We start from the raw sequence: 21,429 nt of genomic DNA, 5'->3' as shown, positions 1-21,429 counted from the left end.
CGGTCAGGAACAGCCCCGCCAGGTGCGCACCAGATCGTCGGTCGTCGTGAGCGTCGCGAGCACCGCCAGGGTGTTGTCGAGAACCGCGCGCCCGTAGTCGGCCGGAACACCCGCGACCGCGTCACGAGGCACCACGACCCGATACGCGGCATTCACCGCGTCCATCACCAGGTTCGGGATCGCGACGTTGAGGGACACCCCCACCGCCACGATCGTCGACACCCCGAGATTGCGCAGGACCGCGTCGAGATCGGTCCCGCCCATCGGGCCGAGACCGTGCGTCCTGGTGAGCACGAGATCGCTCGGATCGGGGCCGAACTCGGGGAGCAGCGACGCTCCCACGCCGCCCGGCTCGATGTCGACCCCCGCCCGCCCGATGTCGAAAAGGGCCGCGTTGGTGTTGGAACCGCGGCCGTCGGCGCGGCGCTGCACCAGACAGTGCACCACCTGCACGCCCGCGGCCCGTGCCGCGGGCAGCAGGCGGGCGATGTTCGGCAGGGCCTCCCGGCGGGCCTCCACCGCGAGGGCGGGCAGGCCGGCGTCCGGGCCGACCACCGCGCACTGACACTCCTGCGTGACCAGTGCGGTGTGGCCCGGTGTGACCAGATCGGTCACGCCCGGGCGCGCCGGGCTCACGGTGCGCTCGCCACGGCGGGCTCGGGTTCCACCTCGTAGAACTGCTTGGCCCACTCCCGCATGGCCAGATAGGGCTTGGCGTCAACGGCGGCCAGTGGCGGCTTCTCCACGTAGACCTGGTACCGCCAGATGTCGAGGTCCTCGAACACAGTGACCAGGAACCGCCGCTCCACCTCGGCCCGCACCTCCTCGGGGGGAACGTCGGAGACGTCGCCGGCAACGCGCGGCCACCAGATCGAGTAGAAGAGATCGGACACCTCGTCGTCGACGGGTGTGCACGCGAAGATGAGCCGGTGGTTCTGAGCGCCCTCGAAGACGCTCATCGCGAATCCCAGCCCGGAGAAGTGGCTGTGAATGCGCAACGCCATCGTCTCGGGGTCGTCACTGCGGGCATCCGGCCACCCGGTCAGGAAGCGCCACTCGTTGTCGACCGCTGCCCAGTCCAGGCACACCGGGGTCACCGACGCGCCGTGCACATAGCGGAAATGCGAACTGTCCGGGCCGTTCTCCGCGACGACCTGCGGGTGCACCGGCTCCCGTTCGGCGCGCCGGGAGAACTCGGGGAACGGCCGGTAGTACGAGTCCGGGCCGCTCTCGAACTCCGGGAACTTGGTGAAGATGTCGGGGAGTTTCCACTGCGGCGCTCCACCCTGGGGCTGATACCACATGAACACCACACCGTGCTGCTCCTCGACCGGGTACACGCGCAGTTTCTGCGTGCGATTGGGGCGGTCCGGCTGGTAGGGGATGTACTTGTTCGAGCCGTCCGGGCCCCAGCGCCATCCGTGGAACGGGCACTCGATGCAGTCGCCGACGACCTTGCCGCCGTGGCCGAGATGAGCACCCAGGTGTTTGCAGTGGGCCGTCATCACATGCAGATCGCCTGCCTCGTCCCGATAGGCGACCAGGTCCTCGCCGAAGTAGTGCAGAGCCCGTGATTCGCCGGTGGGGAACTCGGCGGACCACCCGATCACGAACCATCCCGTGACCTTCCAGGTGAACGGAACCTTCACGCGCACGCCTCCCGATCGACATCGCTGTAGTTGGACATACGGTAATACTTACGATAGCGGGATGTCGAGTGCGGCCGCCGGACCTCCCGCCTGCGGGAGAACGGAGCACGACTATCCTCGAACGCTGCGACGCCCGGGTTGAAAGGAGTCGCAGCCGTACTCGTTCTCGAAGGAGCATTCGTGGTCGACCTCGCCTATGTCATCGCCGGTTCGGAAGCCACCGGTGGAGCGGGTCTCCAGGTCGACCTGAAGACCTTCCAGGAACTCGGTGTCTACGGGGTCGGCACCATCACCTGCATCGTGTCCTTCGATCCGAAGGCAGGGTGGGCGCACCGGTTCGTTCCGATCGCACCGGAGGTCATCGCCGACCAGATCGAGGCCGCGACCGCCGCGCACGACCTCGACGTCGTCAAGATCGGCATGCTCGGCACCCCGGCCACCATCGAGGTCGTCGCGGCCGGTTTGCGTCGCCAGTCCTGGCGGCACGTCGTCCTCGACCCGGTCCTGATCTGCAAGGGTCAGGAGCCCGGTGCAGCCCTCGACACCGACACGGCACTGCGTGAGCAGATTCTGCCGCTCGCCACCGTCGTCACACCCAATCTGTTCGAGGCCCGCACGCTCGCGGGTATGGAGGCCATCGGCTCCGTCGACGAACTCATCGAGGCGGCGCGTCGCATCCACGATCTCGGACCGCGCTACGTGATCGCCAAGGGCGGCGTCGAGTTGGCCGGCGACGACGCCGTCGACGTGCTCTTCGACGGCACCGAGGTGACCGTCCTGCGGGCCCCCAAGGTCGGGCAGGAGCGGGTCTCCGGTGCCGGGTGCACGCTCGCCGCCGCGATCACCGCCGAACTCGCCAAGGGCGTCGAGGTGGCGTCCGCGGTCGAGTTCGCCAAGGAATTCGTCACCGCCGGAATCGCAGGCCGGGTCTCGGCGCGCACCCCGTTCGACACCGTGTGGCAGGGCGCGTACGTCGACGCCCTCGCCTGAGCGACCGTTCGTCAGCGGGCCGCGGCCGCGCGCACCTGCGCGGCCGCGTTTGCGTGACCGGCGGCGTTCGGGTGCAGCGGAATCGGCGCCGCGACCGAGGTCGGGATCGCGCCCTCGATCCAGCGCTGCTGCGGCGGCGCGCACACGTCGTGGCCGCGAGTGGACGGGAATAGATCGACGAACGTGGCGTTCGTGATGCCGGTCGCCATCGCCGCGTTCAGCCGGACGATCAGCGACTCGAGGTAGTCGGCGTCGACCGGCCACACCGGCTGGATCCCCGGGCAGCCGCCCGGCCGGATCGCGGTGGGGTATCCGACCAGCAGGACCCGCGCCCGCGGGGCTCGGCTCCGGATCTCGCCGATCACGGCCGTATACGTCGCGGCGAGCCGGTCGGCCCGCTCCGCGTGGCTGTCGGCGCCGTCGGTGGTGCGCGCGGCCGCGCACGACCGGCCGTACGGGGGCGGCCCGACGTTCAGGCACCCCACCGCGAGCGGCACCAGGCCGACGTCGTTGGCTCCGATGCCGACCGTGACGAGGGTGGTGTCCGGGGTGAGTGCATCGAATTGTGCCGGGCGCGAAGGGGACTGGCTCTGCCAGAGATCGCCGGTGGTGGCCCCGCTGCACGTGACGTCCCGGAACGCGGCGGCGTGCAACGCCGCGGCGACGAGGTGCGGATAGTTCACCGCGGACTGCAGACAGCCGGTCACCACGAGATTCGGAGCGATGCCGGGACCGGCCGAGAACGAGTCGCCGAGCGCCACGTACACCACGGGCGGCGACGGGGTGTCGGCCCGGGCGAGGGGCATCCCGGCGAGGACGAGGGCGGCGACGAACGCCGCAACCGATTTCATTGCGATCTCGGTTCCGTGAGGGCGACGAGCGATGCACAGTCAACGTACCCCCGTTGCACTGCCCGTGGAACGGGCGGATGAAACGTCCCGCCCGGCTACTGTCGACCGATGACGGCGAACGCGGCGAGATCGGCAGTGGACGACACCCGGCCGGGGCTGACCAGGGACCGGTGCGCGAACGCGCTGCAGCGGTTCGAGGTCCGTACCGCGCCCGACACCGGTGACCGCCGTGCTGCGGTCGCCCTCGCGGTCGTCGACCGCGCGGACGGTCCGGTCCTGCTGCTGACGCTGCGGCCGAGCAGGATGCGTGCGCACCCGGGACAGTTCGCGCTGCCGGGCGGCGGCATCGATCCCGGCGAGACGCCCGAGCAGGCGGCGCTGCGCGAACTCGACGAGGAACTCGGGGTGGCGGTGGGCGAGGACGCGGTGCTCGGCGTCCTCGACGACTTCGTCACCAGGTCCGGGTACGTGATGACCCCCGTCGTGGTGTGGGTCGGCGCGCTCACCGCGCCGCTGCGGCCCAACCCGGACGAGGTGGCGATGGTGTTCGAGGTGACCGAGGCCGAACTGGACACCGAGCCGGTGCGGCGACCGCTGCCCGGTGAGACCGAGGCGCTGTTCCGGTGGCCGTTCCGCGGCGAGCAACTCTTCGCGCCGACCGCGGCGATCATCCACCAGTTCCGGGAGATCGCCCTGCACGGTCGCGACACCAGGGTCGCCGCGTTCACCCAGCCGGACTTCGCGGCGCGGTGACACGCGCGCCGGGTCGTGAGCGGATGTCACCGTCTCGGGGTTACCGTCGGCTGATGGACGCGAGCATCCCACAGGGCGACGGACGAACCGCGGGCGACGGGCCCGCCCTGACCCGAGAGGGGTGCGCCGCCCGGGTCGCGGCGTTCGACCGGATCGCCGCTCCGGACACCGGTGGACGACGGGCCGCCGTCGCGCTGGCCGTGATCACCGACAGCGCAGGCGCGCGACTGCTGCTCACCCGGAGGCCCCCGAAGATGCGGGCGCACGCAGGCCAGTTCGCGCTTCCGGGCGGCGGGGTCGATCCGGGGGAGTCGCCGCAGCAGGCCGCGGTCAGGGAACTCGCCGAGGAACTGGGTGTCCAGGCGCCCGCCGAGAGCGTTCTCGGCCTCCTCGACGACTACGTGACGCGGTCCGGATACGTCATCACCCCCGTCGTGGTGTGGGTCGGTGGGCTCCCCGGCCCGATCACCCCGAACCCGGACGAGGTCGCGTCGGTGTTCGAGGTGACGATGGCCGAGGTCGACGTCGACCCGCTGCTGGAACCGGTGCCGGACGCACCGGCCGACGCCCTGCCCATGCTGCGCTGGCCGTTCCGCGGCGGCGCCATGCACGCCCCGACCGCCGCGATCATCCACCAGTTCCGGGAGGTCGCCATCCACGGCCGTGACACCCGGGTGGCCGGATATGCGCAACCCGACTTCGCGGCGCGCTGACCCGATTACCGTGGGTGCATGGGATTCGCACGCGACGTCCTTGCCCGACTCGACCGAACCGGCGTCGACCCCGTCGCGTGGCGGGCGCCGAGGCCGCCCCGTGAGATCCCCGATCCGGCACCGGAATTCGACGACCTCGAGCGGTGGCCGACACCCGGCACGGCGGGGCCGGAGGACGTGGCCGTCGATCACGAGGGCAGGCTCGTCACGGGCACCGTCGACGGCGCCGTCTGGCGCTACGACGGCCCCGGCCGCGTCGCACGGGTCGCCGACACCGGCGGCCGCCCGCTGGGCATCGAGATCCTCGCGGACGGTCGGTACCTGGTGTGCGACGCCGAGCGTGGCGTCCTGCGGGTCGACGACCGGGGCCGGATCGAGACACTGACGGACCGCGCGGTCGGCAAACCGCTGATCGCGTGCAACAACTCCGCCGTCGGACGGGACGGCGTGGTCTACTTCACCGATTCGTCCGCGAAGTTCACCATCCCCGAACACCGGCTCGACGTCCTCGAACATCGCGGCACCGGCCGGCTGATCCGCTTCGACCCGGCCACCGGCGACACGGACCTGCTCGCCGACGGCCTGCAGTTCGCGAACGGGGTGGGTCTCGCCGCCGACGAGTCGTACGTCCTGGTCGCCGAGACCGGGGGCTACGCGATCCGTCGGGTCGACCTGACCGGCCCCTCGGCGGGGCGGGTGTCGACCTGGGTCGAGAACCTGCCCGGCCTGCCCGACAACGTGACCTCCCAGACCGACGCGGGCATCTTCTGGGTGGCGCTCTACAGTCCCCGGATGCGCCTGCTCGACCTGATGGCGCCCTACCCCGCGTTGCGGATCCTCGCAGCGAACCTGTCGGACCGGGTACAGCCGGATCCCGAGCGGCGAGCGTGGGTCCTCGGCCTCGACGCCCGCGGGAGCATCCGGCACAACCTGCGCGGCCCCGAGGGCGGCTATTCGCCGGTGACCGGTGTGCGGGAGTCGGGCGGGTCGCTGTATCTGGGCAGCCTCACCGCCGACGGGGTGGCCCGCATCCCGGCACCCCGCCCGCCCGTGTGACAGTCTTTAGCGGATCGCCCCGACCCCGTGAACCAGTCCCCGGTGAACCAGCCCCGGGGGAATCGGGACGTCGGCGAAGCGGCGAGTGACTGTGGGAGTGACATGGACAGCGGAGACCTGCCACGCGGGCAGGCGGATGCGGCGGCAGAGCCGGTCGTGACCGACCGGGTGCTGACCGTGCCGAACCTGCTCAGTGTGGTGCGGTTGATCGGCGTGCCGCTGTTCGCCTACCTGTTGCTCGTGCCGCACGCGGACGGGTGGGCGTTGGCGATCCTGATCCTCAGCGGTTTCACGGACTGGGCCGACGGCAAGCTGGCGAGGCTGCTGAACCAGACCTCGAAGCTCGGCGCGCTGCTCGACCCGCTGGTCGACCGGCTGTACGTGGTCACCACCCTGCTGGCCTTCTCGATCCGCGGGATGATCCCGTGGTGGGTGACGGCGCTGCTCATCGGGCGCGACCTCGTGCTCGCCGCGACGCTGCAGATCTATCGCCGCCGCGGCCTGCCGCCGCCGTCGGTGCTGTACCTGGGCAAGGCCGCGACGTTCGCGCTGATGATCGCACTGCCGCTCGTGCTCGCCGCCCAGGGCGACTGGGCCGTCGCGCCCTTCGCGCACGCCTGGGGGTACGCGCTGCTCGCGTGGGGGACGGGACTGTACGTGTGGACGGGGCTGCTGTACCTGCTGGCGGCCCGGAATGTCGCCCGTGAGGTGACGCCGGTCGTGGCCGGCGCCGGGCGGGGAGTCGAATCACCATGAACGACAGCGGCGTTCCGGTGACGCCCGAGGTCTCGCAGGTGCGCCGCAATCCGACGCCGTCCCTGCTGACGGCGCTGCTCGCGGAGGGGCTCGACCCCGGCTACGCCGCGGCCGCCGAGGACCGCGCCCGCGGCCACTCGCTGCACCGGCCGCTGCGCGCCGGGGTGTGGTGCGCGGGCGGCGCACTGGTTCTCGGCCTGATCTTCGGAATCGCCTTCGCCGAGGCGGCCGACCGGGCCCCCGGCACCGAGCAGGTGCGCCGCGACATCCTCACTCAGGTCGATGCGGCGGAAACGCGCGGCACCGACCTCACCAACACCCGGGACGACCTGACCGCGCGCACCGACGCCGCGCGCACCCAGGCGCTCGCCGGGGACGCGCAGGGCGCCGCCGTCCTGGGCCGGATCGCCGCCCTCGAACAGGACGCGGCGCTCGGCCCGGTGCACGGGCCCGGGATCACCGTCACCCTGACCGACCCGGCCGCCCGGCCGGACCTGTCGGACCGCTCCCGTCCCGGTGGAGGCGCGAAGCCGGTGATCATCGACCGTGACCTGCAGGCGGTGGTGAACGGGCTGTGGGGCGCCGGCGCCGAGGCGGTCGCGGTCGGGAACGTGCGGGTCGGGCCCGGGGTGACGATCCGGCAGGCCGGCGGGGCGATGCTCGTCGACAACCAGCCGGTGCCGTCGCCGTACGTGGTGTCGGCGATCGGATCGCCGGCCAGGTTGCAGACCGGGTTCGTCGTCAGTGACGCCTACCTCCGGATGTCCGGGGTGGCGCAGCTGTACGGTGCCGGATTCGACGTCGCCGAGGACGACGAGATCAGCCTCCCGGCCGCGACGGCCAGGGAGATTCGCAGTGCACGAGAGGTGAGGGGTCAGTGAAGTCGGTCAAACCTCTGCAGGTGGCCAAGAACGGCTATGCGATCTACGGGGTGCTCGCACTGATCGTGGGCATCGTGGCCGGCGTCGTGTTCCGGCCGCAGGTTCCGGACGCGATCCAGCCGTACCTGCCGATCGCCGTGGTCGCGGCGCTGGACGCCGTGTTCGGTGGTCTGCGTGCGTATCTCGACGAGATCTTCGACGCGAAGGTGTTCGTCGTCTCGTTCGTGTTCAACGTGCTGGTGGCGGCGCTGATCGTCTGGCTCGGTGATCAACTCGGAGTCGGAACACAGCTCTCGACCGCGATCGTCGTCGTGCTCGGCATCCGGATCTTCGGCAACGCGGCGGCCTTGCGCCGCAGGCTCTTCGGGGCGTGAGGGTCGACGTGGGAGGTGGGGACTGAGGTGGCGACCGAGGGCAGGCACGAGTGGCACACCGCGACACCGGCCGCGGCGCGGCGATCGAAGGTGGTGTTCGGGCTCCTGGCGCTGCTGCTGATGGCGGCGCTCGGCATCGCGATCGCCACCCAGGTCCGCGACACCGGGTCGGGGGACACCCTGGACTCGGCGCGCCCCGCGGACCTGCTGGTGATCCTCGACAACCTGAATCAGCGCGAGGCCGCGCTGCGGCAGGAGATCACCTCGCTGCAGGAGACCCTTTCGACACTGCAGCGCAGCGGTGGCGGCTCCGACGCCGCGTTGGCGGAGGCGAACGCCCGGCTGACCGCCCTGTCGATTCAGGTCGGCGCGGCGGCGGCGACCGGACCCGGGGTGGTCCTGACCGTCACCGACCCCGCCTCCGGGGTGGGTTCGGAAGTGATGTTGGACATGGTTCAGGAGCTGCGGGCGGCCGGGGCCGAGGCGATCGAGGTGCGGGGCGCCGAGGGCGCGCCGATCCGGGTCGGCGTCAACTCCTGGGTCAGTGGTACGGCCGGGAACCTGCAGCTCGACGGCACTGCGCTGGCCGCGCCGTACGTCGTCACCGCGATCGGCGACCCGCCGACCCTCGCTGCCGCACTGAACATCCCGGGTGGTGTCGTGGACACCGTCGCGCGCAGCGGTGGCCGGGTGTCGGTCGAACAATCGGGGCAGGTCACGATCGCCGCCTTGCGAGAGGCGAAACCTCGCCAATACGCTCAGCCCGGAAACTGAAGTTCCGCTGTCGCACAGATCTTCTGTACGGCGTCGGACACTCGTCGAAAGGACCACACGGTGAGCGACACCAACATCCCGGCCGAATTGCGTTACACGGCCGAGCACGAATGGGTGCAGCGGACGGGATCGACCACCGTACGGGTCGGCATCACCGATTTCGCGCAGTCCCAGCTCGGGGACGTCGTCTTCGTGCAACTGCCCGCCGTCGACGAAGAGGTGGCGGCCGGAGATTCCTTCGGCGAGGTCGAGTCGACCAAGAGCGTGTCCGACATCTACGCGCCCCTGACCGCGAAAGTTGTTGCGGCGAACGAGAACCTGGAGGCCAGCCCGGAGCTGGTCAACTCTGCGCCGTACGGTGACGGCTGGCTGGTCGATCTCGAGGTCGCCGACGAGGCGGCTCTGGACGCTGCGCTGGCCGGGATGCTCGACGCGGCCGCATACCAGGAGGTAGCCGGGGGTTAACCCCGACGCGCCCCATGGCGAGAGCGCCTACGCGGACCGGCATCAGCAGGGTACGGTCGTGGGGAAGGGCATTCGCCGTGTCGGGGCGCAGATCCGGATCGGTTGTGATTGTGTCTACAGATTTGTTCGGGGAGTCCCGAATCGATCGGACTGAGGAGGAGAAACGGTGAGCGACAACGACAGCGACGCGGTCTACGGGGAGACGCCCGCGGAGACCACGTCGGTTTTCCGAGCGGATTTCCTCAGCGAACTGGACGGCGCCACGGCCGCGCCGACCGAGCAGGCCGTCTCCGGTGTCGAGGGTCTGCCCGCCGGCTCCGCCCTGCTGGTCGTCAAGCGCGGGCCGAACGCCGGATCGCGGTTCCTGCTGGACCACCCGACCACGTCGGCGGGACGGCACCCGGACAGTGACATCTTCCTCGACGACGTCACCGTCTCCCGCAGGCACGCCGAGTTCCGCCGCGAGCAGCACGAGTTCCAGGTCGTCGACGTCGGCAGCCTCAACGGCACCTACGTCAACCGCGAGCCGGTGGACTCGGCGACGCTGGCCAACGGCGACGAGGTGCAGATCGGCAAGTTCCGCCTGGTCTTCCTGACCGGTCCTCGCGGCGCGGCCGGTGACTCGCCTGCGGGTGCGGGTAGCTGATGACCGCGGTCGGGCAGCGGAGCCAGGGTGCGGGCGGGATGTCGATCGGCTCCGTCCTCGATCGGCTCCGCCCCGAGTTCCCGGACGTCACGATCTCGAAGATCCGCTTCCTGGAAGCGGAAGGCCTGATCAGTCCGGAACGCACACCGTCGGGATACCGGCGGTTCTCGATCGCCGACTGCGAGCGGTTGCGTTACGTACTCACCGCGCAGCGTGACCAGTACCTGCCGCTCAAGGTGATCAAGGAACAGCTCGAGGCCATCGACAGCGGTGTCGCCGTCGTCGGCGCCCCGGACGCCGCGCCGCGGCGTCCGCGGGTGCTGGCGGTGGCCCCCGGCGAGGTCTCGCCCGAGGAGTTCCGACCCGACCGGGAGGTCCGGATCAGCCGGACCGACCTGCTGGCCAGGTCCGGCGTCGACGAGGGCTTCCTCACCGAGCTGATCCGGGCCGGATTGATCGTGCCCGGGTCGGCGGGGTTCTTCGACGAGGACGCGGTCACCCTCGCCCGCACCGCGAAGGCGATGTCGGGGTTCGGTCTCGAGGTGCGGCATCTGCGGGCGTTCAAGCTCGCCGCCGACCGAGAGGCGGGGCTCGTCGCGCAGATCGCCGGGCCGGTCGCGAAGGGGCGCGACGCGGGTGCGCGGGACCGGGCCGAGGAGATGGTCCGCGAGCTCGCCGCACTGTCGCTGACCCTGCACACCTGCCTGGTGAAGTCGGCCGTCCGAGGCGCACTGGATCGCTGATCGTCGTCGCGGTGCGGCTCGCCGAATGGGTATCGGCGCGGTGCGTCGCATCGGCATAGAATCGGTCGAAGCAACAGATTTCACGGAAGGCGAGCGCGATGAGTGAGATGCGTGTGATCGGAATCCGCGTCGAGCAGCCGCAGAACTCGCCCGTGCTGTTGCTCCGCGAAGCGGACGGCGACCGGTACCTGCCGATCTGGATCGGTCAGACCGAGGCGACCGCGATCGTCCTCGAACAGCAGGGTGTCGAGCCGGCTCGGCCCCTGACCCACGACCTCATCACGACCCTGATCGGTGCGCTCGGTCACCGGTTGCTCGAAGTGCGGATCGTGGACCTGCAGGAGGGCACCTTCTACGCCGACCTGGTGTTCGACCGGAACATCACGGTTTCGGCGCGGCCGTCCGATTCGGTGGCCATTGCACTGCGGGCCGGGGTGCCGATCTACGCGGAGGAATCGGTGCTCGCCGAGGCGGGTCTGGTGATGCCGGACGAACGCGAGGACGAGGTCGAGAAGTTCAAGGAGTTCCTCGAGTCGGTCTCCCCGGACGACTTCAAGGCCACCGACGGATAGGTCTCGACACAGGTATCGATAGCATCTCACCTGCACAAATCCAGCTATTTTCAAGCTAAGCTTGGATCACTTTGGGCGTGTTGCGTTGACCGTGTGACCGTCGGCCCATACCGTCTGGCCGTCATGAATACGCACCATGTGATTCATCGGGACGCCCACTGAGCAACGTGGGCGTACGCTTTTCGATGAATCCACGGTTTGGATTTGCGTGTGAGAGGGAGCAGTCAGTGGTAGATCAGCCGCAGGACGCGAATGATCGTCAGCGCGTCGATGCCCAGGCGCCGGCCGTCGAGGTCGACGACGTGCAGCCGGGACTGTTCCCCGACGACTCCGTCCCCGACGAGCTGGTCGGCTACCGCGTCCCGATCGCGTGCCAGATTGCCGGAATCACGTACCGGCAGCTCGACTACTGGGCCCGCACCTCGCTGGTGGTGCCCTCGATCCGCGGCGCGGCCGGTTCGGGAAGTCAGCGCTTGTACTCGTTCAAGGACATCCTGGTCCTCAAGATCGTCAAGCGCCTGCTCGACACCGGCATCTCGTTGCAGAACATCCGGGTCGCGGTCGATCACCTGCGCAAGCGCGGTGTCGCGGACCTCGCGAAGATCACCCTCTTCTCGGACGGCACGACCGTCTACGAGTGCACCTCTCCGGAGGAGGTCGTGGACCTGCTGCAGGGCGGTCAGGGTGTGTTCGGCATCGCCGTCAGCGGCGCGATGCGGGAGCTGACCGGCACCATCGCCGACTTCCCGGCCGAGCGTGCCGACGGCGGCGAGAGCGAGCAGAGCCCGGAGGACGAACTCGCGTCCCGTCGCCGCACCCGGGGCAGCCGCAAGATCGGCTGACCCGCAGGTGGGCCCCCGGGATTTCCGGGGGCTTCCGGCGTGCGTGGCGCTCGCCACACTGCGGCGCCGCGGCATCGGCGTTTCGGCGAACGTCGCCTAGAATTCAGGGTGCGTCGTCGCCGTACGGGAGAGTTCCGGAGCACCTGTCCGGACGCCGAAGGAGCAGCACCTCCCCGTCAATCTCTCAGGCAACAGGGACCGTGCGGGCACCGGCGCCTCTGGAAAGCGGTGGGAGCACCCACCCGCCCACGGGGAAAGGGACGGTCACCCCGCCGACCCGAATCTCTCAGGCGCTCTGACGAGCAGGCGACAGAGGGGGAGGAACGCACCGAACGGTGTGCCCTCTGATCCTTCACCGCGGGAGTTGCCTTGCACGACCAGACCAGCGTCTTCGACAGTGCCGCGTTCGCGGCGCGTCACATCGGACCGGACGACGCCGAACTCGGCCGGATCCTGCACGTGATCGGAGTCGACGACCTCGACGCCCTAGCGGGTAAGGCGGTCCCCGCCAGCATTCTCGATGCGGTCACCGACGGTGTGAGCACCGGCCTCGACGCGCTGCCCGCACCGGTGTCCGAGCACGAGGTGCTCGCCGAGCTGACCGCGCTCGCGCAGCGCAACACCGTCGCAACGTCGATGATCGGTCTGGGCTACCACGACACCCTCACCCCGCCGGTGCTGGTGCGGAACCTGATCGAGAATCCCGCCTGGTACACCGCGTACACGCCCTACCAGCCGGAGATCAGCCAGGGCCGCCTCGAGGCGCTGCTGAACTTCCAGACGATGGTCTCCGACCTGACCGGGATGGAGGTGGCGAACTCGTCGATGCTCGACGAGGCCACCGCCGCGGCCGAGGCGATGACGCTGCTGCGGCGCGCGGGCAGGTCGAAGTCCGCGCGGTTCGTGATCGACACGGACCTGTTCCCGCAGACCCGGGCCGTCCTCGAGACCCGGGCCACCCCGCTCGGTATCGAACTCGTCGAGGCAGATCTCACCCAGGGCCTGCCCGACGGCGAGTTCTTCGGCGTGCTCGCACAGCTGCCCGGCGCGTCCGGCCGGGTCGTCGACCACTCGTCCCTCATCGCCGCCGCCCACGAGCGCGGCGCGCTCGTCGCGGTCGGCGCCGACCTGCTCGCGCTGACGCTGCTCACCCCGCCCGGAGAGATGGGTGCGGACGCCTGCTTCGGCACCACCCAGCGCTTCGGTGTCCCGATGGGCTTCGGTGGCCCACACGCCGGCTATCTCGCCGTGCACTCCAAGCACGCCCGGCAGCTGCCCGGCCGGCTGGTCGGCGTGTCCGTCGACGCGGACGGCGACAAGGCGTACCGGCTGGCACTGCAGACCCGCGAGCAGCACATCCGCCGCGAGAAGGCCACCTCCAACATCTGCACCGCGCAGGTGCTGCTCGCCGTCGTCGCCGCGATGTACGCGAGCTACCACGGCGCCGAGGGGCTGACCGCGATCGCGCGGCGCGTCAACGCCGCCGCCGGCAGCCTGGCGGCCGGTCTGCGTTCCGGTGGTGTCGAGGTCGTGCACGAGGCGTTCTTCGACACCGTCCTCGCCCGCGTCCCCGGTCGCGCCGCCGACGTCGTCTCGACGGCCAAGGGCTGGAACGTGAACCTGCGCCTCGTCGACGCCGACCACGTCGCCGTCGCGTGCGACGAAGCGACCACGACCGCGCACCTGCAGTCGGTCCTCGCCGCGTTCGGGGTCGCGGGTGACCTCACCGCGGACGCACCGGAATCGTTGCCCGCCCCGTTGGCCCGGACCACGGAGTTCCTCACCCACCCGGCGTTCACCAGCCACCGCACGGAGACCGCGATGATGCGCTACCTGCGCAAGCTCTCCGACAAGGACATCGCCCTCGACCGCAGCATGATCCCGCTCGGCTCGTGCACCATGAAGCTCAACGCGGCCGCCGAGATGGAGGCCATCACCTGGCCGCAGTTCAACGGTCTGCACCCGTTCGCGCCCGCCGACGACACCCCCGGCATCCGGCAGATCGTCGCGGACCTCGAGTCGTGGTTGTCGTCGATCACCGGCTACGACCGGGTGAGCCTGCAGCCGAACGCGGGCAGCCAGGGCGAGTACGCGGGCCTGCTCGCGATCCGCAACTACCACCTCTCGCGCGGCGACGACCATCGCGACACCTGCCTGATCCCGTCGAGCGCGCACGGCACCAACGCCGCGTCGGCCGTGATGGCCGGTATGCGCGTCGAGGTCGTCGCCTGCCGCCCGAACGGCGACGTCGATCTCGACGACCTGCGCGCCAAGATCGCCGACCACGCCGACCGCCTCGCCGCGATCATGATCACCTACCCGTCCACGCACGGCGTGTACGAGCAGGAGATCGCCGAGATCTGTGCCGCCGTGCACGACGCCGGGGGCCAGGTGTACGTGGACGGCGCGAACCTGAACGCGCTCGTCGGCCTGGCCCGGCCGGGCAGGTTCGGTGGCGACGTCAGCCACCTGAACCTGCACAAGACGTTCTGCATCCCGCACGGCGGTGGCGGTCCCGGAGTCGGGCCGGTCGCGGTCCGCTCCCACCTGGCGCCGTTCCTGCCCGGTCACCCGCTCGCCCCGGAACTCGGCGACGGCCCCACCGTCTCCGCGGCGCCGTACGGCAGCGCGTCGATCCTCCCGATCACCTGGGCGTACATCCGGATGATGGGGGCCACGGGGCTGCGTGAGGCATCGTTGACCGCGATCGCGTCCGCGAACTACATCGCCCGCCGGCTCGACGAGCATTTCCCGGTGCTCTACACCGGCGAGAACGGCATGGTCGCCCACGAGTGCATCATCGACCTCCGGCAGATCACCAAGGACACCGGTGTGACCGTCGACGACGTCGCGAAGCGGTTGGCGGACTACGGTTTCCACGCGCCGACGATGAGCTTCCCGGTCGCGGGAACGCTGATGATCGAGCCGACCGAGTCGGAGAACCTCGCCGAGATCGACCGGTTCTGCGACGCGATGGTCGCCATCCGCCGCGAGATCGACCGCGTCGGGTCGGGGGAGTGGCCGGTGGACGACAACCCGCTGCGCGGCGCCCCGCACACCGCGGCCTGCCTGGTCGGCGAGTGGACCCACCCGTACTCGCGGGAACTGGCGGTGTTCCCGGCCGGGACCGCCGACAAGATCTGGCCGCCGGTCCGCCGTATCGACGGGGCGCACGGCGACCGCAACCTGGTGTGCTCGTGCCCTCCGATCGAGGCGTTCAGCAACTGATCGCCCGGCCGTGAGCGTTGCTCACGGTCGTTGTGCGCGGCGTCCCGCCGGGAGGACGATGATCTCGCGTCTCCCGGCGGGGCGCCGTCCCCGCCTCACCCCATCAACGGAGGTCGGGAAAATGCCTGCCAAGATCGCACGTGCCCTAGCCGTCACCGCGGCCGTTCTCACGCTCGGCGCAGTGGTGGCGCCGTCGGCGTCGGCCGTCGAGCGGCGCGAGCTCGGCAATGGCTCGCTGAACATCTGCTTCGTCGTGCCGCTGCCCGGGTCCGCCGACATCAGCTGGTGCCTCTGACGAACCGGCGATCACGCCGACGCCGAATCGCTCACTGCACGGGCGCCGGAGCCTCCCGGACGGTGCCGTGGGCCTCGCCGCCGCGGAGGAAACGTCCGGTGGCCGCGGTCCGCCCGTACCCCGGCGTGAATTCGCCGGCGCGGTAGACGACCCTGCCGCCGACCGCGGTGACCGTGACCGCCCGGTCGTTGCGGTTGACCATGCGGCGCAGACCACCGAACTCCGCCATCGGTGCTTCCGCATAGCGTTCGGTTTCCTCGTCGAGCCCGGCCGGGTCGATCACAACCAGGTCCGCGCGGTCGCCCTTGCGGAGCCGTCCCGCGTCGAGGCCGTAGAAGTCCCCGATCTCGCCGGTCAGTTTGTACACCGCGGTCTCGGTGGGGATCACGGGTTCGCCGCGGCCCGCGAACTCGTGGATGCGGCGCAGGAACCGGATGCCGTAGTTGTAGAACGCCATGTTGCGCAGGTGCGCGCCCGCATCGGAGAAGCCGAGGGTGACTCCCGGCTGACGGATCAGATGGTTGAGGATCTCCGGTCGGTGGTTGGTGATCACGGTGGTCCACCGGATCGCGGTGCCGTTCTCGACGACGAGATCGAGGAAGGTGTCCACCGGATGCAGGTTCCGCTCGCGCGCCACCTGCCCGAACGTCTTGCCGACGAGAGTGTCGTCCGGGCACTCGGTGATGTGGGCGTCGTCGAAGTCGCGGTGCCAGATACGGGACGAGAACTTCTTCTCGAAGTCACGGCGGAACCACCGCCGGTACGACTCGTCGCGCAGCAGGTCGTTACGCCCCATCTCCTCCTTCAGATGCAGGGCGGCCCGACCGGAGCCGAACTCCTCGAACACGACGAGGTCGATGCCGTCCGAGTACACCTGGAACGGTGTCGGCAGGTGCTGCCAGCGCAGCGCGCCCTTGCCGAGGTCGTTCGTCAGCCGCGCGATCGGACCGAAGATGCGGTACAGCCACGGTTCGGCCTTCGGGTCGGCGGCTGCGAGGACCGACAGCTTCAGCGGCTTGCGCCGGATCCCGGTGCTTGCGGCCGCGAAGAACACGATGTCGTACTTGGTGTTCAGGTTCGGGATCGTCTGCAGGACGGCGCCCCGCCGACGCAGCACCCGGTGCAGGCGCCGGAATTCGCTCCACCGGGCGTAGGTGGAGGGCAGTGATCGGGACCGGTAGCGGTCGCCGTCGAGTTTGTCCCAGGGATTCGTCATCGTGGACAGCCCCAGGAACCCGGCGTCGATGGCGTCCTCGACGGCACGCTCGATCTTCCGCATCTCGGCGCGGTCCGGCTTCTGGCCGGGATCGGTGGACCGGCCCAGGCCCATCACATGGGCGCGGACGTCCGAATGCCCCAGGAAGGAAGCGACATTCGGGCCGAGCGGTAGGGCCTCGATCGCCTCGATGTACTCCTGCGGTGTCCGCCAGCACTTTCCGTCGGTGAGCGCGGGCAGAACGTGTTCGCGGGGCAACGCCTCGACGCGGCTGAACATGTCGGCGATGTCGACCGGGTCGGAGTACACGGTCGACAGCGAGCAGTTCCCCACGAGCACCGTGGTCACGCCGTGCCGGACCGATTCGTTCAGCCCGGGCGCCACCAGCACCTCGGCGTCGTAGTGCGTGTGGACGTCGATGAATCCCGGCATCACCCATTGGCCGGCGGCCTCGACCACCTCGGTGTCCGGACCTGCGGGCAACGGAGCTGAGCTGACCTCGACCACCCGCCCGCCGCGGATGCCGAGGTCGCGTACAGCGCCGGGCGCGCCGGTGCCGTCGAACCAGAGCCCGCCGCGCACGACGAGGTCGAATGGTGCGTCTGAAGTCTGCATGGTGTCCACCTCCCGGTTTTCTCGAAAGGTAGCAATCAACCGAGGGTGCCACGCCCCGAATCGGGACAACCGAATTCGGTTCCGGACGGGCCCCGGTGCCGCCCGTGCACCGAACGTCCACCGGGCGCGTTCAGCCTGCGCCCGCGGGTCCTCGCACCAGTTCGGCGAAGGTGATCTCCGGGGGTGCCCCGATCCGTACCGGTGGCCCCCACGCGCCCGCGCCGCGGCTGGTGTAGAGCACGGTCTCGTCGAATCGGTCGAGTCCGGTCACCGATGGTTGCTGCAGGGGCACCAGATGGCGGAACGGCCACATCTGGCCGCCGTGCGTGTGCCCGGACAGTTGCAGGTCGACGCCGAGTTCGGCGGCCTGCTCCACCTGCTTCGGCTGATGGGCGAGGAGGATGACCGCGCGCTCCGGGTCGCGGCCGGCCAACGCGGCGGGCAGATCCGGCGCGAACGGGGCGGCTGAACTGTGGTCGTGCACCCCGGCGAGGTCGATCACCGCTCCGCCGCGTCGCAACTCGACGCGTGAGTTGCGCAGGGTGTGGATGCCGAGCCGGTCCCACAGGTCGAGCCAGCGGCCACCGTCACCGGCATAGAACTCGTGATTGCCGCTGACCCCGAAGACTCCCAGCGGTGCACGGAGATCCGCGAGCGGGGTCAACGCCGAGCCGACCTTCGCGACGGTGCCGTCGACGAGGTCGCCGCCGAGCAGGATCAGGTCGGGTTGCCGGGCCATGACGGCGTCGACCACGCGGCGGGTGAACGGGGCGCCGCGTGCCGGTCCGACGTGCAGGTCCGTCACGAGCGCGATCCGGGTGCCCGCGAACTCGGCGGGCAGGCGGCGCAACGGAATCCGGACCTGGACCGCGCGGGGAGACGCGGCCTCGGCGACGCCGTATCCAACCGCGCCCAGCGAGCCGACCACCACGGCGGCGGTGGCGCCCTGCAGCACGCGGCGCCGTGACGGGTCGGCGGGCGGGTCGTCGGCCCGTGACGTCCGGAGCCGTCGTGCGAGACCGGCGCCCACCGCGATCGCGGCGAGGCCGAGCGTCAGGTACAGCACCACGGCCAGCCACACCCAACCGGCGAACGCAGGCACCCTGGCCCACGTCGGATCGAAGACCTCACCGGTGCCCGCCGCGACAACGGCCAGCGCCGTGAGCACGACCAGGGCCGTGGCGACGGCGCGTCGGCCGTGGGCACCCAGCGCGGTCGGACGGGTCAGGCGCCGATACAGCCACCAGGTGAGCAGCGCCAGGAGCACACCGAACAGGAGGATCCGCAGCATTGCTCAGCGCATCATCGACGTGAATGCCTGCGCGAGTTCCGGTGCGTCCGAACTCGGCACCGCCGTCATCGTCCCGCCGGTCCGTTCGGCCAGCTGGGTGAGGGTGGTCGCGTCGGAGTTCTCGCCGATGGTGACGACGTCGACGCGGACGGGTGCTGCCGTGTCTGCGGTTCCTGCGATCGACCGGAGGAACTGGCTGCTGCTGATGCTGGTGTCGTCGTTGGGTCCGTCGGTGACCAGCAGCACCGAGTTCGGCCGGTCCGCGGCATAGCTGCTCACCGCGCTGGAGTAGGCGGCCTGCACCGAGGGGTACGTGGACGTCGCGGTGGCCGGCGTCACCGCCGCCAGAGCATCGGCGATCGCCTGCCTGCGCGGGACACCGCCGACGCTCTCGTCGACCGGTCCCGTGGTCACGAGCACCTTGTAGGCCTTCGACCCGTCGAGGCCGCGCGAGTACACCCACAGGCCGAGTTCCGCGTCGTCCGAGGTGGCGCGGACCGCCTCGGTGAGCGCGGCGACGGTGTTCGCCAGCCGGGTGCCCGACCCCTCGACATTGCTCATCGAGCGCGAGACGTCGAGCAGCAGCGTCGTCCGGCCGGGCCGCGTCGGCGCGGCGATCATCTGCCGCAGTTCCGCGGACACCTCCGGGGCGGCAGGCACCAGCGGGGTCTGGATCGGCGCGTAGGCGACCTCCGGTGTCGAGGCCGGGGCACGGTCACCGGCGCGGAACCCGGCGGCGACGAACGCGTCCGCTTGCTCGGGTTGGCGGAGGAAGTCGGCGAAGTCGGCGGCGGCCCGGCGCTGGGTCTCGTCGGTCCAGGCCGCCGCGAGGACCGCACCGGGGTGGTCGGCGACCGGGGTGGCGCCGGCGGGGACGACCTCACGCAATTGCGCGCCCGCCGCGATCGCCGCGGCCAGTTGCTGCTCGGTGGCGGGCACCGCGTGCAGCGCACCGCTGCGGGGCTCCTTCTGCGCGCCGAGGGCGGCCAGGGCGTCCGCGGTGGTCGACGGCGAATCGGGGATTGCCGCGGAGCCGCGGGCGAGGGTGGTCACTGCCGACCTGACTGGGGGCGACGACGCCTGCTCGGCCGTGACCGGTCCCGCGCCTGCCCCGGCGACCGCGGCCGCGACGGCTTCGGTGGCCAGCATCGTCGGCTCGGAGTCCGGTGGCATCGCCAGTTGGAGTGTGCCCCAGCGCGGCAGTCCCGCCGTCGTCAACGCCTCCGGATCGGACTGCATGCGCGGCAGGTCCTGCCATCCGACGAGGGGGCGCGACATCGCCTGCGCCACCACGGTCGGCGCGGCGATGACGACCGCCGCGGACGCGATCGGCTTCGGCTGCCCGTCGATCATCCCGGGATGGGCGTTCAACGTGGAGATCGACCAGCTCGACTGCGGAATCCACAGTGCCGGTGCGGGAGTCGGGCCAGTCCATGCTCCGCCTGCGCTCGCGGCGAGCGTGTCGGCCGTGACCCGGGACGGCTCGTCCGTGACGGTGACGGTGATGCAGTGGTCGCGGACCACCGGCGCGGTGTCGGTGTATCCGGCGGCGAGATCGCGGACCACCGCGGCGATGTCGGGATCCGCGGTGACGTTCAGGCTCGCCTCTCCCTCGACGCAGGTGCGGGCCGCCTGGTCACCCTGGTCGGAGATCCTGTCCCGCAACTGGAACCAGCCGAGCACGGCGAGAAGGAGGACGAGCACCGTGCCGACGGCGATCACCGGGCCTTTGCTGACGCCCCGGAATCCGCCGCTGCCACTGCCGTCTCCACTGCCGCGATGTTGACCCACGGCGGCCAGTCTACGGACGCCCGGAGACATGCCTGACGGACGAGCGTCGCCGCGGGGGCGGCCGTGAACGACGGCACCGCCGTCCGAGGGTCTCGGACGGCGGTGCGGTCGGTCGACCGAGCCGGATCAGGCGTTGGCGGCCTTGTACTCGCGGCGGCGGCGGTGCAGGATCGGCTCGGTGTAGCCGCTCGGCTGCTTGGCGCCCTCGAGGATCAGCTCCTTCGCCGCCTGGAAGGCGATGTTGGAGTCGAAGTCGGGGGCCATGTTCCGGTAGGTGGCGTCGCCGGCGTTCTGCCGGTCCACCACCGGGGCCATCCGCTCGAGCGAGGCGACGACGTCGTCCTCGGTGACGATGCCGTGGCGCAGCCAGTTGGCGAGCAGCTGGCTCGAGATCCGCAGCGTCGCACGGTCTTCCATGAGCGCGACATCGTGGATGTCCGGCACCTTCGAGCAGCCGACGCCGGCGTCGATCCAGCGCACCACGTAGCCGAGGATGGACTGGCAGTTGTTGTCGAGCTCCTCGCGCTTCTCGGCGTCCGACCAGTCGGTGGACGGGGCCAGCGGGATGGTGAGGATGTCGTCGACGGTGGCCCGCGGCTTGCCCTTCAGCTCGTCCTGGACCGCGAACACGTCCACCTGGTGGTAGTGGGTGGCGTGCAGGGTGGCGCCCGTCGGGGACGGCACCCACGCGGTGTTGGCGCCGGACTTCGGGTGGCCGATCTTCTGCTCGAGCATGTCGGCCATCAGGTCCGTCATCGCCCACATGCCCTTGCCGATCTGCGCCTTGCCCTGCAGACCGGCGGCCAGGCCGGTGTCGACGTTCCAGTCCTCGTAGGCGGCGATCCAGCGCTGCTTCTTCATCTCGGCCTTGCGCACCATCGCGCCGGCCTCCATGGGATGACCGTTCGCTTCCCATCAGCCAACCGCC

Annotated in this window: 21 protein-coding genes, 1 pseudogene and 1 riboswitch; of the genes and pseudogenes, 15 read left to right on the top strand and 7 right to left on the bottom strand. The window is 70.5% G+C overall.

Going from position 1 to position 21,429, the window contains the following annotated elements; translation table 11 throughout:
* Positions 1-3: 3 nt before the first annotated feature.
* Positions 4-636, bottom strand: coding sequence for a cysteine hydrolase (locus ACWDU4_RS24480; protein WP_450116536.1), 633 nt, complete (start codon positions 634-636; stop codon positions 4-6).
* Positions 633-1,649, bottom strand: a complete 1,017-nt coding sequence (locus ACWDU4_RS24475; protein WP_450116535.1) for a Rieske 2Fe-2S domain-containing protein — start codon at positions 1,647-1,649, stop codon at positions 633-635. The genes ACWDU4_RS24480 and ACWDU4_RS24475 overlap by 4 nt, the downstream gene beginning before the upstream one ends.
* Positions 1,650-1,829: 180 nt before the next feature.
* On the opposite strand from ACWDU4_RS24475, the gene thiD reads away from it, so the two are divergent.
* The gene (thiD, locus tag ACWDU4_RS24470) at positions 1,830-2,639 is read left to right on the top strand and encodes a bifunctional hydroxymethylpyrimidine kinase/phosphomethylpyrimidine kinase (RefSeq protein ID WP_450116534.1); all 810 of its coding nucleotides are present in this window, start codon (positions 1,830-1,832) and stop codon (positions 2,637-2,639) included.
* Positions 2,640-2,650: 11 nt separating this feature from the next.
* Here thiD and ACWDU4_RS24465 read toward each other — a convergent pair whose 3' ends face one another.
* On the bottom strand, positions 2,651-3,490 hold the full coding sequence (locus tag ACWDU4_RS24465) for an SGNH/GDSL hydrolase family protein (protein WP_450116533.1): 840 nt from the start codon (positions 3,488-3,490) through the stop codon (positions 2,651-2,653).
* 108 nt (positions 3,491-3,598) lie between these two features.
* On the opposite strand from ACWDU4_RS24465, the gene ACWDU4_RS24460 reads away from it, so the two are divergent.
* From ACWDU4_RS24460 to ACWDU4_RS24395, 14 genes are all read left to right on the top strand, one after another.
* A complete protein-coding gene (locus ACWDU4_RS24460) occupies positions 3,599-4,243 on the top strand; it encodes an NUDIX hydrolase (RefSeq protein WP_450116532.1) in 645 nt (214 codons plus the stop codon).
* Between the two features lie 53 nt (positions 4,244-4,296).
* Positions 4,297-4,956 carry an NUDIX hydrolase gene (locus tag ACWDU4_RS24455; protein WP_450116531.1) on the top strand — a complete coding sequence of 220 codons (660 nt, stop codon included), beginning with the start codon at positions 4,297-4,299 and terminating at the stop codon, positions 4,954-4,956.
* 18 nt (positions 4,957-4,974) lie between these two features.
* On the top strand, positions 4,975-6,012 hold the full coding sequence (locus ACWDU4_RS24450) for an SMP-30/gluconolactonase/LRE family protein (RefSeq protein WP_450116530.1): 1,038 nt from the start codon (positions 4,975-4,977) through the stop codon (positions 6,010-6,012).
* Between the two features lie 102 nt (positions 6,013-6,114).
* Positions 6,115-6,768, top strand: a complete 654-nt coding sequence (locus tag ACWDU4_RS24445) for a CDP-alcohol phosphatidyltransferase family protein (protein WP_450116529.1) — start codon at positions 6,115-6,117, stop codon at positions 6,766-6,768.
* Positions 6,765-7,649 (top strand): DUF881 domain-containing protein, encoded by an 885-nt coding sequence (locus ACWDU4_RS24440; protein WP_450116528.1) that lies wholly within the window; start codon positions 6,765-6,767, stop codon positions 7,647-7,649. Before ACWDU4_RS24445 ends, ACWDU4_RS24440 begins: the two co-directional genes overlap by 4 nt.
* Positions 7,646-8,023, top strand: a complete 378-nt coding sequence (locus ACWDU4_RS24435; RefSeq protein ID WP_450116527.1) for a small basic family protein — start codon at positions 7,646-7,648, stop codon at positions 8,021-8,023. Before ACWDU4_RS24440 ends, ACWDU4_RS24435 begins: the two co-directional genes overlap by 4 nt.
* Positions 8,024-8,038: 15 nt before the next feature.
* Positions 8,039-8,797 (top strand): DUF881 domain-containing protein, encoded by a 759-nt coding sequence (locus ACWDU4_RS24430; RefSeq protein WP_450116526.1) that lies wholly within the window; start codon positions 8,039-8,041, stop codon positions 8,795-8,797.
* A gap of 60 nt (positions 8,798-8,857) precedes the next feature.
* A complete protein-coding gene (gcvH, locus tag ACWDU4_RS24425; RefSeq protein ID WP_450116525.1) occupies positions 8,858-9,262 on the top strand; it encodes a glycine cleavage system protein GcvH in 405 nt (134 codons plus the stop codon).
* A gap of 166 nt (positions 9,263-9,428) precedes the next feature.
* Positions 9,429-9,908, top strand: coding sequence for a glycogen accumulation regulator GarA (gene garA, locus ACWDU4_RS24420; protein WP_450116524.1), 480 nt, complete (start codon positions 9,429-9,431; stop codon positions 9,906-9,908).
* Positions 9,908-10,651, top strand: a complete 744-nt coding sequence (gene ftsR / locus ACWDU4_RS24415) for a transcriptional regulator FtsR (RefSeq protein ID WP_450116523.1) — start codon at positions 9,908-9,910, stop codon at positions 10,649-10,651. The genes garA and ftsR overlap by 1 nt, the downstream gene beginning before the upstream one ends.
* 98 nt (positions 10,652-10,749) lie before the next feature.
* Positions 10,750-11,223: a bifunctional nuclease family protein gene (locus tag ACWDU4_RS24410; RefSeq protein ID WP_450116522.1), complete on the top strand. Its 474-nt coding sequence runs from the start codon at positions 10,750-10,752 to the stop codon at positions 11,221-11,223.
* 302 nt (positions 11,224-11,525) lie between these two features.
* The gene (locus ACWDU4_RS24405; RefSeq protein WP_450116556.1) at positions 11,526-12,065 is read left to right on the top strand and encodes a MerR family transcriptional regulator; all 540 of its coding nucleotides are present in this window, start codon (positions 11,526-11,528) and stop codon (positions 12,063-12,065) included.
* Between the two features lie 114 nt (positions 12,066-12,179).
* Positions 12,180-12,276, top strand: a riboswitch (glycine riboswitch).
* A gap of 158 nt (positions 12,277-12,434) precedes the next feature.
* Complete coding sequence (gene gcvP, locus ACWDU4_RS24400; RefSeq protein ID WP_450116521.1) at positions 12,435-15,293, top strand: aminomethyl-transferring glycine dehydrogenase; 2,859 nt, start codon at positions 12,435-12,437, stop codon at positions 15,291-15,293.
* A 121-nt stretch (positions 15,294-15,414) separates the two neighbouring features.
* Positions 15,415-15,588 carry a hypothetical protein gene (locus ACWDU4_RS24395; RefSeq protein WP_450116520.1) on the top strand — a complete coding sequence of 58 codons (174 nt, stop codon included), beginning with the start codon at positions 15,415-15,417 and terminating at the stop codon, positions 15,586-15,588.
* 31 nt (positions 15,589-15,619) lie between these two features.
* Here ACWDU4_RS24395 and ACWDU4_RS24390 read toward each other — a convergent pair whose 3' ends face one another.
* The 4 genes and pseudogenes from ACWDU4_RS24390 to ACWDU4_RS24375 all read right to left on the bottom strand — a co-directional run.
* Positions 15,620-17,419 (bottom strand): N-acyl-D-amino-acid deacylase family protein, encoded by a 1,800-nt coding sequence (locus ACWDU4_RS24390; RefSeq protein ID WP_450116519.1) that lies wholly within the window; start codon positions 17,417-17,419, stop codon positions 15,620-15,622.
* Positions 17,420-17,549: 130 nt separating this feature from the next.
* On the bottom strand, positions 17,550-18,710 hold the full coding sequence (locus ACWDU4_RS24385; protein WP_450116518.1) for a metallophosphoesterase: 1,161 nt from the start codon (positions 18,708-18,710) through the stop codon (positions 17,550-17,552).
* A 3-nt stretch (positions 18,711-18,713) separates the two neighbouring features.
* The gene (locus ACWDU4_RS24380; protein WP_450116517.1) at positions 18,714-20,501 is read right to left on the bottom strand and encodes a substrate-binding domain-containing protein; all 1,788 of its coding nucleotides are present in this window, start codon (positions 20,499-20,501) and stop codon (positions 18,714-18,716) included.
* A 126-nt stretch (positions 20,502-20,627) separates the two neighbouring features.
* Positions 20,628-21,395, bottom strand: a pseudogene (locus ACWDU4_RS24375) (malate synthase G); the annotation flags it as partial.
* Between the last annotated feature and the right edge of the window lie 34 nt (positions 21,396-21,429).

This window comes from Rhodococcus sp. NPDC003348 (assembly GCF_053589375.1).
The sequence above is the reverse complement of the archived record's forward strand: the minus strand, read 5'-3'. Positions and strand labels throughout refer to the sequence as shown.